Here is a 12,948-nt window from a genome sequence, read left to right as displayed (position 1 = left end):
ACTTTGTCAATAATCTGATAATTAAACAGAATCACCTGTTTGATAAGTTTAGATAGTATCTTCAATATCCCTAATTTTTTCTATACATTTTTTTCGTCGATATTCAGTTTCTTGAATTTGTGTATGAATTGCGTCTTTTCTCTGCTCATCTCTGGTTTGATGACCTAATTCAACCAACCAACTCAACTTATCATTTAAAGCTCGTAATATTTTCTGATATTCTTCAAGTTGCTTTTCAGCGGGTAGTTTATTCATATTTTTTGCAAATCGGTATTTGCTTTTGAAACGAGGTATAAAAATTTCCTCTGTTTGACAGTGCTCATCTACTACATTTTTTAATGTGTCAAACTGTTGTACTAGGCGTTGAGTATAGAATTCTACATAAAATGTCATATTTTGTTGGCTAATTAGCTCACAAGTTTGCATTATTTCTTGTACAAAATCACAGACTTTTCCTTGAGAAAGAATGAACACATCGGATGAAATTTCGACTTTTTTATCTAAGAAGGGAGAAAAAATTTGGCACTGTTTCTGAATTGCAACGGTAAAATTTGTCATAAATACGTCAATCTTATTTGTTTTTGAGTATTATAAACGACATATAAAATGTTTGTAATTTGTTTTTTAGATTAAAAAACAATCAAACTGGCGAGTATTTTCTAAATTTGTGAAATAGTTCACAAAAAATTTGAACTTTTTAAGATTACAAAAAAACAAATAAAACTCATATATATCAATAAGTTACAATTATTTGAAAATATGGAGTAAACCTCCGTTTTAAAATAAAATTTACTCTGAGTGAAGATATTTTTTGTAACTTATTGTTTTTAAATGAAATTTTTCTTATGTAAAAAAAGTTCCTTAGATATTGACACTTTATCTCGATTCTGACACTATTCGCTCGCAATCAGCATTTACCCAAATTGACAATGGATGTAAATGGTGTACTTGGCGATTACTCTTATACCTTAACGAGAGTAATTTACGAAACTAAAATAAATTAAGGTGAACACTATGAAAAAAACACTAGTAGCATTAGCAGTAGCAGCATTCGCAACTTCAGCTTCAGCAATCACAGTTTATGAAAATGAAGGTTCTAAAGTAGATTTTGACGGTTCTATCCGTTTACGTTTAGATAACGAAAAATCTAAAACAGATAATCAAACTACAAAACGTGCACATACTAACTTACACAATGATGGTTCACGTTTCGGTGTGAAAACAAAACACACTCTTGGCGATGATTTATTTGCATTTAGCCGTTTAGAATTCCGTTTTAATGGCGGTGACAGAGCTAAATCAACAGACCAATTCGGTGATTTATATGCACATCGTGCTTATGTAGGTGTGGGTAGTAAACAACTTGGTGAAGTGTCTTTCGGTCGTCAAGTAACTATTGGTGATGACATCGGTCAAGCTGGTTTTGATAATGCTTATGGCGTATTTGACACAACTTTAACAACTTCTGGTAAATCAGTGGTACGTTATGATTACAAAGGTGTTGAAGGTTTACAAGTAGGTGTGGATTACCGTTTTGCAGAAGATCGTGATGCGAGTGGCGAAGTTGCCTTAGGTAAATTAAAATCAGGTTACGGTGCTGGTGTTACTTATGAATTCAAAGTTGCTGAAGGTCAATCAGCAAAAGTAGCTGCTGGTTATACTCGTGATAACTTTGTGACTGGCACAAATACTAAACACCATAAGGATGCTTGGGCAGCAGGTGCATCTTACACTGTTGATGCTTTAACATTGGCTGCAGACTATGCAGGTTCATTTAATAAAGAAGGTAAAGATAAAGACCGCTTCAACGGTTTCCGTGTCGGTGCTAAATACCAAGTAACTCCTGAAGTTGCGGTATATGGTAACTATGGTTATGGTGTAGCTAAAGATAAAGCGAACAACGTAACAGTATCTAAAGATGTATTCCACAAGTTTATGTTAGGTTCTTCTTACCAAGTACATAAAAATGTATTTACTTATGTTGAAGGTAGCGTAGGCAAAGTAACAAAAACTACTTATGCAGCTAATAATACAACAACAAAAACTAAAACATCAGATAACAATATCGGTGTAGGTTTACGCGTATTCTGGTAATATTTCATTAGATTCACGCTAATTTGATAAAAACAAGGCAGACATTTTTATGTTTGCCTTGTTTTTTGCTTTTTAATATAAAATAGTTATATTTTTTTGTTAAAAAAACACTACCGAATTTGTTGAAAAATGCGTAGAATGTGCTAGTTTTTATTTACGCAAACGATTACTTTATAGGAGATTTACCGATGTTAAGACGTGATATGAATATCGCTGATTACGATCCAGTATTATGGCAAGCTATTCAAGATGAGAACCGTCGTCAAGAAGAGCATATTGAGCTTATCGCTTCTGAGAACTACGCAAGCCCTCGTGTAATGGAAGCTCAAGGTTCACAATTTACCAATAAATATGCGGAAGGCTATCCAGGTAAACGTTACTATGGTGGTTGCGAATATGCGGATATCGTTGAACAATTAGCGATTGACCGTGCAAAAGAGTTATTTGGTGCAGACTATGTAAACGTACAACCTCACTCAGGCTCACAAGCGAATGCAGCAGTTTATGGTGCGTTACTTCAACCACACGATACTATTTTAGGTATGAGCTTAGCTCACGGTGGACACTTAACTCACGGTGCAAGTGTTAGTTTCTCTGGTAAAATTTATAACGCTGTTCAATACGGTATTACTGCAGAAGGTTTCTTAGATTACGAAGATATCCGTCAAAAAGCATTAGAGTGCAAACCAAAAATGATCGTAGGTGGTTTCTCTGCATATTCTCAAATCGTAGATTGGGCAAAATTGCGTGAAATCGCAGACGAAGTTGGTGCGTATTTATTTGTGGATATGGCTCACGTTGCAGGTTTAATTGCAGCTGGTGTTTACCCAAGCCCACTGCCTCACGCACATATCGTTACAACCACAACACACAAAACATTAGGCGGCCCTCGTGGTGGTTTAATTCTTTCTAATGCAAAAGATGAAGAATTATACAAAAAACTACAAAGCTCTGTATTCCCTGCAAACCAAGGTGGTCCATTAGTTCACGTTGTTGCTGCAAAAGCGGTATGTTTCAAAGAAGCATTAGAGCCTGAATACAAAGAGTACCAAAAACAAGTTATTAAAAATGCGAAAGCAATGGTTGAAGTATTTAAACAACGTGGTTACAACGTGGTATCAAACGGAACTGAAAACCACTTATTCCTTGTTGATTTAGTTTCTAAAGGTTTAACAGGTAAAGCAGCAGATGCCGCTTTAGGTCAAGCTAACATTACTGTAAACAAAAATGCTGTACCAAATGACCCACAAAAACCATTTATTACATCAGGTATTCGTGTAGGTACTCCATCTGTAACTCGTCGTGGTTTTAAAGAAGCGGAAGTTGTTGAGTTAGCAGGTTGGATGTGTGATGTGTTAGATAGCATTAACCAAGACAATCACCAAGCGGTTATTGAAGCAACTAAAGCAAAAGTATTAGATATTTGCAAACGCTTACCAGTTTACCCATAATGTAAGCGGTTAGATTACGCTGATTTTTTACAAACCCCGAATGCGTTCGGGGTTTTATTTTTTTATGTTTAATGTGGATATAACAATGTTATATATAGCCATCTATTTTATTTGTGTGAATTGTATTAGTGCTTATTTAATGTACATTGATAAACAACGGGCAATACAAAAGGCGTGGCGAATACCTGAGTCAAACCTTTTTTTCTTTTGTGTTGTTGGCGGTTTTTTAGGGACTTATCTAATGATGAAATATGGGCGACATAAGACACAACATTGGCAATTTCACGCGGTAGTTATTCTGTCTTTTTTCTTTTGGATATTTATATTACCAGCGATGATCTATTATTTTATCTACTATACCCCATAGAGTCGAGATAGGGGCTAGCAGCCCCTATGACGATTATCTTATTTGACATAGCTTGATGGATCTAAATGTTCCACATCATTAAATTTAATTAATTCATACTGTCCATTTTCCACTTTTAAGACATTGATCGCAGTATTGGCTACAAAGGTGTGTAATTCAGGATTACGGAAATCGTGCCAATGAATACCCTTTAAGACCGCAGTCAAAAGTGTTAATGTCATTCCGTGTGAAACAATCAATACATTTTCGCCGTCTTGATGGCGTTCGATAATTTGCTGTAATGCGAGTGTAACTCGTTGGTAAAGTTGTTCAATGGTTTCCCCTTGGCTTTCAATAGCTTGATATTGTTTAGGATCTGTCCTTAATAAAATATATTCGGGGTGTTCTGCTAAATCTACCGAACGTTTTCCTTCCCATTTGCCAAAGTGAATTTCATTGATTCCTTTATGATGGAAATGTGGGATATTACGCTCACCAATGATGTAATCCGCCGTATCTTGGGCTCGCTTCATTAGGCTTGAGTAACACGCTGAGAAGGGAATATCTGCAAGAGCTTTACCTGTTTGTTTCGCACCTAAAATTCCTTCTTCGAGCAAAGGGGAGTCTCCACTACCTTGTAATAAGCCTTTTTCATTCCATTCGGTGCGACCGTGACGAATTAAATAGAGATGTAATGCCATTTTTCTTTCCTTTAATTTGAATTATCCGTTATGCTATTTGCATCTGTTTTTTAGAGTATAGCAAAAATCAATGCATTTTACTGTCTGTTATCACCATTCTGATTTTGTCATTATCAATAAACCTGCTGGGATTAGCGTTCATAAAGATGAACAAGCGGTTGGATTAACTGAACAAATTGCAACACAACTAGGCGTTGAGCAAGTTTGGTTGGTTCATCGTTTAGATAAAGTTACATCAGGGTTGTTGATTCTCGCCTTGAACAAAGAAACGGCGGCTTATTTTTATAACTTATTCATCAATCATAAAATCCAAAAAACATATTGGGCATTATCCAATCAAAAGCCGAAAAAGAAACAAGGTAGGGTAGTTGGTGATATGCAAAAGAGCCGTAATGGTGCGTGGAAATTATGCCATACCAAAGAAAATCCAGCCGTTACGTTATTTCAATCTTATTCGCTTGAGCCTAATTTAAGACATTTTGTGTTACAACCTAAAACAGGAAAAACACATCAACTGCGAGTGGCTATGAAAAGTTTAGGGAGTCCAATTTTAGGTGATGAGCTTTATTCTGGAGAAAAATCAGATCGAGTGTATTTACACGCCTATCAATTAGCCTTTGAATATCAGCAACAATCTTTTGTGATTAGTGCTGATCCTGAAACAGGGAATTTATGGCAGAAAATAGTGAGCTAAAATAGATAAATTGTGCTAGATCAAATTTCAAAAAATAAAATAATTTAATAATATTTAGCTAGAAATAATTCATTGCTATTTTTTGATATTTATCAAAAACATTTTATTTACCCTTTTTTACAATAATATGCGTTTAGTAACATATTTGTTACTTATCTTTCAACAATAATAAAAAGAGGTTCAAAATGAAAAAATCAGCATTAGCAATTATGTTAGGTTCGGCTTTATTAGCAAGCTCAGCAATGGCACACGAGGCAGGTAGTGCAATTTTCCGTCTTGGTGGTGTTTTTGTTGATGCAAATTCAAGTTCAAAAACAACAACACCTGTCGATATTACTTTAGATGTTCGCAATAATGCACAGTTAGGTTTAACAGCAACCTATATGCTCACAGATAATATCGGTATTGAATTACTCGGTGCAACACCATTTTCACATAAAATAGATGCATCTGTTCAGCCTGTCGCAGGTGTATTGCCAAATGGGCTGCCTATTCCAAATGTGGTTAAAGTAAAACATTTACCGCCAAGTTTATATGCTCAGTATTATTTCTTAGATAAAGATGCAGGTGCAAGACCTTATATCGGTGCGGGTTTAAATTATACTCGTTTCTTTAGTGCTAAATCGCTTAATCCTGCAGTTACGAATTTACAAGTTAAAAAACATTCATTTGGCCCAGTTGTTAATGCAGGTATTGATATTAAATTAGCGGATAAACTTTATTTAAATACAGCATTATGGTACACCCGTATTAAAACTAAAGCTAACTTTAGTGCATTAGGGTTAAATCACGAAGTAAAAATTAAATTAGACCCAATTGTATATTTTGCAGGTCTTTCATATAGATTCTAAAATAACATAATAAAAATACCGCTTATATTTTTAAATAAGCGGTATTTTTTATTTATAATATTAAACGTTCTTGCCCAGAATAAATTGTCGCTTTTCCTTTTCGCGTAAAGGCTAATAATGTGAAATTATTTTCTTGTGCCATTTTATATGCCATTTCTGTTGTAGCTGATATTGCACAGAGCATTTCAATGCCACAAGCTAAGCATTTTTGTACCATTTCAAAACTCGCTCGACTTGTCACAAATACAAATCCCAATGGTTGATCAGCTTTAGCATACCAACCCAGTAATTTATCTAGTGCAACGTGTCTGCCAACATCTTCTCGGATAGCGAGCATTTCTCCATTTGGAGCAAATAAAGCCGCTGCGTGGCTTGCTCCAGTTTGCTTTGCTAAGATTTGATGTTGTTCTAGTTGGGCTAGACAGTGATCAAAAATTATCGGATCAATGGAATGTAAGCGGTGAGATTTTGGGAAAAATTTACAATTTTGTTGTACTTGTTCTAGCTGTTCAACACCACAAATACCGCACCCTGTTCTTCCTGCCATTGTGCGTCTTTTTTCTTTTAATGCAGCAAATTGGCGACTAGATATTTCCATTTGAATTTCTATGCCATTATTATTTTCGATAATATCTAGCGAATATAATTCGCCTTTATGATTCAGAATATTTTCGGCAAGTGAAAATCCTAATGCAAAATCAGCTAAATTATTTGGTGTACACATCATTACCGTATGTGAAATACCATTATAAACAAGGGCAACAGGCACTTCTTTAATTAAACAATCTTCCTTTTTAATTGATAAAAGAGAATTATTCTCAACAATTAAGTGGTTTATATTTATTTTTGTGATCAAATTCACGTTATTTTCTAAAAAATCAGTTTCTAGCATAGTTTATTTTGTTAAAAAAATGTATCATTGTGCAAATTTTAGTTTATATCAAATTTGTTGCTAATTTAACCAATAAATCAATTTGCTCTTAAGGTTATTTGTTAAATAATAACAGTAATGAGCAAAGCATATAAGCTAATTTTTATTTAAGTCGTTAATTGCCACAAATGTGGTGTTTTAGGAGTGAGTTATGCAGGTCAGTAGAAGGAAGTTCTTTAAGATCTGTGCAGGTGGTATGGCGGGCACGTCTGCTGCGATGTTGGGTTTTGCCCCAGCAACCGCATTAGCAGCACCGCGTGAATACAAATTGTTGCGTACAAGAGAAACACGCAATACCTGTACTTATTGTGCAGTGGGCTGTGGAATGTTGCTATATAGCTTAGGCGATGGCGCAATGAACAGCAAAGGTAAATTAATTCATATTGAAGGTGACCCTGATCACCCAGTCAGTCGTGGGGCATTATGTCCAAAAGGGGCAGGGGCGTTAGATTATGTTAATAGTGATCGCCGTTTAATGTATCCAGAAGTGCGTGAAGCAGGAACAAATGAGTGGAAACGTATTTCTTGGCACGAAGCGATTGAACGTATTGCCAAACATATGAAAGCAGACCGTGATGAGAACTTTATTACTCATAACGATCAAGGTGTTGAAGTAAACCGTTGGATGACAGCTGGTTTCTTAGCAGGCTCTGCTTGTAGTAATGAAACGGGGATTCTAACCCAAAAATTTGTACGTTCTCTCGGTATTGTTTTTACAGATAACCAAGCGAGTATCTGACACGGACCAACGGTAGCAAGTCTTGCTCCAACATTTGGTCGCGGTGCGATGACCAATCACTGGGTTGATATTAAAAATGCCGATTTAGTTATTGTAATGGGCGGTAATGCTGCGGAAGCTCACCCTGTTGGGTTCCGTTGGGCGATTGAAGCTAAAAAACAAAATGCGGCGAAGTTAATTGTGGTTGATCCACGTTTTAACCGTACGGCAGCAGTTGCTGATACCTATATGCCGATTCGTGCAGGTACGGATATTGCATTCTTATCTGGCGTTATTCGTTATTTATTGAAAAACGATAAAATTCAACACGAGTATGTAAAACATTATACGAATGCGTCATTCTTAGTGAATGAAGATTTTAAATTTGAAGATGGTTTATTCTCTGGCTATAACGCTGAAACTCGTCAATATGATAGATCTACTTGGGCATATCAATTTGATGAAGAAGGGCAACCAAAACGTGATTTAACACTGCAACATCCACGTTGTGTATTAAATATGTTGCGTGAACACGTTGAACGTTATACACCTGAAATGGTTGAGCGTATTACGGGTACTCCACAGAAAGATTTTAATATTTTCTGTGAAGAAATTGCCAAAACAGCCGCTCCAGATAAAGCAGCAACATTCTTATATGCGTTAGGTTGGACACAACATACCGTAGGCTCGCAAAACATTCGTTCAATGGCAATTATTCAGTTGCTATTAGGAAATATTGGTGTTGCTGGTGGTGGTGTGAATGCATTGCGTGGACACTCCAACGTACAAGGTATCACAGACTTAGGCTTATTCCCAAATCGTTTGCCTGCTTATTTACCGTTACCGACAGAAGCTGATGTAAGTCTAGAATCTTTCTTAAATCGTATTACGCCAAAAACGATGATGAAAGATCAGGTGAACTATTGGCAAAATACACCAAAATTTATGGTGAGTATGTTGAAATCGTTCTACGGTAATAAAGGGACGAAAGAGAATGAATTTGGCTACCATTATTTACCGAAATTACCAAAAGGTGGTACCGATCAGTTCCGCTATATTGAGGATATGTATCAAGGTAAAGTCAATGGTTTCTTCTGCCAAGGTATGAACCCTATTGCGTCTTACCCGAACTCGCAGAAAATTATTAAAGCCTTAAGTAACTTGAAATATTTAGTTATTTTCGACCCGCTTGTAACAGATACGTCAGAGTTCTGGAAAAATTACGGCGAGTATAATGATGTTAAAACAGAAGAAATTCAAACTGAAGTTTTCCGCTTACCGACTACTTGTTTCGTTGAAGAAGATGGTTCAATTGCGAACTCTGGTCGTTGGTTACAGTGGCACTGGAAAGGTGCAGAGCCACCAGGCGAAGCGAAAACAGACGGAGAAATTTTATCTGAATTGCGTGCAGAGCTGATTCATCTCTACCATAAAGAAGGTGGAAAAGCACCAATTGAGCCGTTAGAAGCAATGAGTTGGGATTATGCAAATCCACTTGAGCCAAAAGCAGAAGAAGTTGCAAAAGAAAACAATGGTTATGCTCTTGAAGATGTACTTGATGCAAATGGCAATGTAATTGTGAAGAAAGGCGACTTACTCTCAAGTTTTGCTCAAATGCGTGATGATGGTACGACATCGGGTGCTTGTTGGATTTATACAGGGCAGTGGACACCAAAAGGTAACCAGATGGCGAATCGCGATAATTCCGATCCATCTAACTTAGGTAATACTTTAGGTTGGGCGTTTGCGTGGCCATTGAATCGCCGTATTGTTTATAACCGAGCAAGTGCAGACTTAGCAGGAAATCCATTTAACCCTAAACGCCAATTAGTAAAATGGAATGGTAAAAACTGGAACTATGTTGATGTAGCTGACTTCGGTACAGCACCACCAAATAGCCCAACAATGCCATTTATTATGCAACCTGAAGGGGTGAGTGGTTTATTCGTGCGTGAACGTATGACTGATGGTCCGTTCCCTGAGCATTATGAACCAATGGAAACACCAATTGGAACAAACCCATTACATCCGAATGTAGTTTCAAGCCCAGTCGCTCGTATTTTACCAAGCGATAAGGAAGATTTAGGTACATCTAAAGATTTCCCTTATGTAGGAACAACTTACCGCTTAACAGAACACTTCCACTATTGGACGAAGAATGTACTGTTGAATGTGATTGCTCAACCAGAGCAGTTTGTTGAAATTGGTGAAGCATTGGCAGCAGAGAAAGGTATTAAACACGGTGATGTAGTTAAAGTCAGCTCAAAACGTGGTTATATCAAAGCTGTTGCAGTGGTAACTAAGCGTATTCGTGCGTTAGTCTCCGATGGAAAACCAATTCATACTGTGGGTATTCCAATTCACTGGGGCTTTGCAGCAACAACAGGAGCGAAAAAAGGTTTCTTCGCAAATAACTTAACCGTTCGTACAGGTGATGCGAATACCAATACGCCTGAATCGAAATGTATGTTAGTCAATATTGAGAAAGTGGAGGCATAAAATGGGTGTAGTACAATCTCAAAACATTATTAAAGCCTCTGCAACATCAGGGCTAACACCACCGCCACACGCACGAGATCATCAAGTTGAAGTGGCAAAACTGATTGATGTTACCACTTGTATAGGCTGTAAAGCCTGTCAAGTGGGCTGTTCTGAATGGAATGATATTCGTGCAGAGCCTGAGAAGTGTGTAGGGGTATATGATAACCCTATCGATCTCAATGCAAAAGCGTGGACGGTAATGAAATTCAATGAAGTGGAAGAAAACGACCGCTTAGAATGGCTGATCCGTAAAGACGGTTGTATGCACTGTACTGAACCAGGCTGTTTGAAATCTTGCCCATCACCAGGTGCAATTATTCAATATGCAAATGGTATTGTTGATTTCCAATCGGACAAGTGTATCGGTTGTGGCTATTGTATTGCAGGCTGTCCGTTTAATATTCCACGAATGAACCCTGAAGATCATCGTGTGTATAAATGTACCCTCTGTGTAGATCGTGTAAACGTAGGTCAAGAGCCAGCTTGTGTGAAAACCTGTCCGACTGGAGCAATTCGCTTTGGTAGCAAAGAAGAGATGAAAGTCTATGCGGAAAAACGTATTCAAGACTTAAAATCTCGTGGTTACGACAATGCAGGTTTATATGACCCAGAAGGTGTCGGTGGTACGCACGTTATGTATGTATTACATCACGCAGATAAGCCAGAATTATATTCAGGTTTACCAAAAGATCCGAAGATTGACCCGACTATTACACTCTGGAAAGATGTATTAAAACCAGTTGCAGCTGTTGCAATGGGCGGTTTAGCAATTAGTGCGGCAGCACACTATATTGCGATCGGTCCGAATACAGAAGAATTAGATGAGCACGATGAAGAACATCAAGGAGGTCACAATGAGTAAAGTGCATATCAGTGATGATCTAAAAATTGTTCGTCATAAATTACCAGCTCGTTTAAGTCACTGGCTATTAGTGTTCTGTTTCTTCTTAACTGGATTATCAGGATTAGCATTTTTCTTCCCTGATCTATCTTGGTTAGTACAAATTCTTGGAACACCTCAATTAGCGAGAATGATCCACCCATTTACAGGGATTGTGATGTTCCTTGCCTTTTTGAATATGGTCAGAATTTATTGGCACCATAATTTCCCAGAAAAAAATGACTGGGTATGGTTGCTTAATATTGTCGAAGTATTGAAAGGTAATGAACACGCTGTTTCAGATAATGGTAAATACAATCTAGGACAGAAAATGTTATTCTGGACTCTGATTTTAGCAATGTTTACCTTATTGATTACAGGGATTATTATGTGGCGTCAGTATTTCGCTCACAATTTCCCAATTCCTATTATCCGAATTGCAATATTATTCCATTCAGCTTGTGCATTTTTACTCTTTACAGGCATTATGGTTCATATCTATATGGCATTTTGGGTAAAAGGTTCGATTCGAGGAATGGTTGAAGGCTGGGTAACGGTACGTTGGGCTAAAAAACACCACCCACGTTGGTATCGTGAAGAAGTACTACCAGAACTAGAAAAAGAACTTGCTGAAAAGCAGAAACATAAATAGTTGGAAGTTATAAGGGCAATCAGGCAGATTGCCCTTATTTTTTGTTAAGCTGGATTATCAATATCAATAAATTCTACATCTAAGCCATATTCTTTTTCGAGCCACTCGCCTAATGCTTTAACACCATCTCGTTCTGTTGCGTGATGTCCGCAAGCGAAATAATAAATACCTTGTTCACGAGCAGAATGTGTTGTTTGTTCAGAAATCTCACCGCTAATAAAAGCATCAATGCCTTTTACTGCCGCTAAATCAATATAACCTTGACCACCCCCAGTACATATTCCAACAGTTTTAATTAGCTTTTGTGGAAATTCATCAACAAACTCATTACACAATACTAAGTTGCGTTGTAACGATTTTTCAAGTCTTGTTTTTAATTCTTCAGCAGAAATAGCTTGTGGTAATTCGCCATAGACAGGAATGGAATTTGCTTTATCTTCTAGTCCTTGTAAATTCTGTACGCCAATTTTTTGTGCTAACTGTGCGTTATTACCTAATTCTGAGTGAATATCTAATGGTAAGTGATAAGCGAATAGATTGATGTCATTGACTAATAACTGTTTGATACGCTTACCTTTCATTCCACGAATACAAGGGTTTTCACTTTTCCAAAAATAACCGTGATGAACTAAAATCGCATCAGCATTTTTGGCAATGGCCTGTTCAATCAAAGGCAAACTAGCCGTTACGCCTGTAATAATTTTTTGGATCTGTTTGCGGCCTTCTACCTGCAAACCATTTGGGGCGTAATCTGAAATCATTTTGCTATTGAGTCTTGTATCTAGAATTTGTTCTAGTTCTAAATTGGTTAGCATTTTTTATCCTTCTGTATTTTTGAAAAACTCAAAGAAATTGTTAGTAGGGTAGGGCTCAGCCCATTCCACAAAGCTAAATGAGTGTTGTTCGGGATTTAAAAATGTAGGGGCTAATCACACACATTAGCCCCTAAATTGATGTAGATTTGGTAATTATAGGGCAAATGCTATTTGCCTCAGACTGATGACAAACCCCAATTTGTTGTATTCAATAAACGGACGCCAGCGTGGCGTCCCTACATAACAAAATAAAATCTTTTATTTTTCAATTGGT

At 37.0% G+C, this 12,948-nt stretch carries 12 protein-coding genes; 8 read left to right on the top strand and 4 right to left on the bottom strand.

The features are described 5' to 3' along the window. Positions 1 to 48: 48 nt before the first annotated feature. Entirely contained in the window at positions 49 to 558 is a 510-nt protein-coding gene (priC, locus tag A1D25_RS02925; protein ID WP_157394208.1) for a primosomal replication protein PriC, read from the bottom strand. Between the two features lie 456 nt (positions 559 to 1,014). Between priC and A1D25_RS02920 the strand changes: the two genes are divergently transcribed. From A1D25_RS02920 to A1D25_RS02910, 3 genes are all read left to right on the top strand, one after another. Continuing rightward, positions 1,015 to 2,094, top strand: coding sequence for a porin (locus A1D25_RS02920; protein ID WP_157394207.1), 1,080 nt, complete (start codon positions 1,015 to 1,017; stop codon positions 2,092 to 2,094). A 188-nt stretch (positions 2,095 to 2,282) separates the two neighbouring features. Continuing rightward, the gene (glyA, locus tag A1D25_RS02915) at positions 2,283 to 3,545 is read left to right on the top strand and encodes a serine hydroxymethyltransferase (RefSeq protein ID WP_157394206.1); all 1,263 of its coding nucleotides are present in this window, start codon (positions 2,283 to 2,285) and stop codon (positions 3,543 to 3,545) included. Between the two features lie 85 nt (positions 3,546 to 3,630). Continuing rightward, on the top strand, positions 3,631 to 3,912 hold the full coding sequence (locus A1D25_RS02910) for a DUF1294 domain-containing protein (RefSeq protein WP_157394205.1): 282 nt from the start codon (positions 3,631 to 3,633) through the stop codon (positions 3,910 to 3,912). A 38-nt stretch (positions 3,913 to 3,950) separates the two neighbouring features. On the opposite strand, the gene A1D25_RS02905 is transcribed toward A1D25_RS02910, so the two are convergent. Beyond that, positions 3,951 to 4,592, bottom strand: coding sequence for a histidine phosphatase family protein (locus tag A1D25_RS02905; protein WP_157394204.1), 642 nt, complete (start codon positions 4,590 to 4,592; stop codon positions 3,951 to 3,953). 70 nt (positions 4,593 to 4,662) lie between these two features. On the opposite strand from A1D25_RS02905, the gene A1D25_RS02900 reads away from it, so the two are divergent. Then, positions 4,663 to 5,286, top strand: coding sequence for a TIGR01621 family pseudouridine synthase (locus A1D25_RS02900; RefSeq protein ID WP_157394203.1), 624 nt, complete (start codon positions 4,663 to 4,665; stop codon positions 5,284 to 5,286). Positions 5,287 to 5,471: 185 nt separating this feature from the next. After that, positions 5,472 to 6,137 carry an OmpW/AlkL family protein gene (locus tag A1D25_RS02895; RefSeq protein WP_157394202.1) on the top strand — a complete coding sequence of 222 codons (666 nt, stop codon included), beginning with the start codon at positions 5,472 to 5,474 and terminating at the stop codon, positions 6,135 to 6,137. Between the two features lie 52 nt (positions 6,138 to 6,189). Here the strand turns inward: A1D25_RS02895 and fdhD are convergent, their stop codons facing one another. Beyond that, entirely contained in the window at positions 6,190 to 6,999 is an 810-nt protein-coding gene (fdhD, locus tag A1D25_RS02890; protein WP_240327095.1) for a formate dehydrogenase accessory sulfurtransferase FdhD, read from the bottom strand. Positions 7,000 to 7,219: 220 nt separating this feature from the next. Between fdhD and fdnG the strand changes: the two genes are divergently transcribed. From fdnG to A1D25_RS02875, 3 genes are read left to right on the top strand one after another with little or no spacing between them, the layout of a single operon-like run. After that, on the top strand, positions 7,220 to 10,285 hold the full coding sequence (gene fdnG, locus A1D25_RS02885; protein WP_157394200.1) for a formate dehydrogenase-N subunit alpha: 3,066 nt from the start codon (positions 7,220 to 7,222) through the stop codon (positions 10,283 to 10,285). A 1-nt stretch (position 10,286) separates the two neighbouring features. Next, entirely contained in the window at positions 10,287 to 11,189 is a 903-nt protein-coding gene (fdxH, locus tag A1D25_RS02880) for a formate dehydrogenase subunit beta (protein WP_157394199.1), read from the top strand. Beyond that, complete coding sequence (locus tag A1D25_RS02875; protein ID WP_157394198.1) at positions 11,182 to 11,859, top strand: formate dehydrogenase subunit gamma; 678 nt, start codon at positions 11,182 to 11,184, stop codon at positions 11,857 to 11,859. The genes fdxH and A1D25_RS02875 overlap by 8 nt, the downstream gene beginning before the upstream one ends. Positions 11,860 to 11,903: 44 nt before the next feature. Here A1D25_RS02875 and A1D25_RS02870 read toward each other — a convergent pair whose 3' ends face one another. Then, positions 11,904 to 12,674 carry a Nif3-like dinuclear metal center hexameric protein gene (locus tag A1D25_RS02870; protein ID WP_157394197.1) on the bottom strand — a complete coding sequence of 257 codons (771 nt, stop codon included), beginning with the start codon at positions 12,672 to 12,674 and terminating at the stop codon, positions 11,904 to 11,906. Positions 12,675 to 12,948 lie beyond the last annotated feature (274 nt).

The organism is Ursidibacter arcticus (genome assembly GCF_009761375.1).
GTDB classification, from domain to species: domain Bacteria; phylum Pseudomonadota; class Gammaproteobacteria; order Enterobacterales; family Pasteurellaceae; genus Ursidibacter; species Ursidibacter arcticus.
The sequence above is the reverse complement of the archived record's forward strand: the minus strand, read 5'-3'. Positions and strand labels throughout refer to the sequence as shown.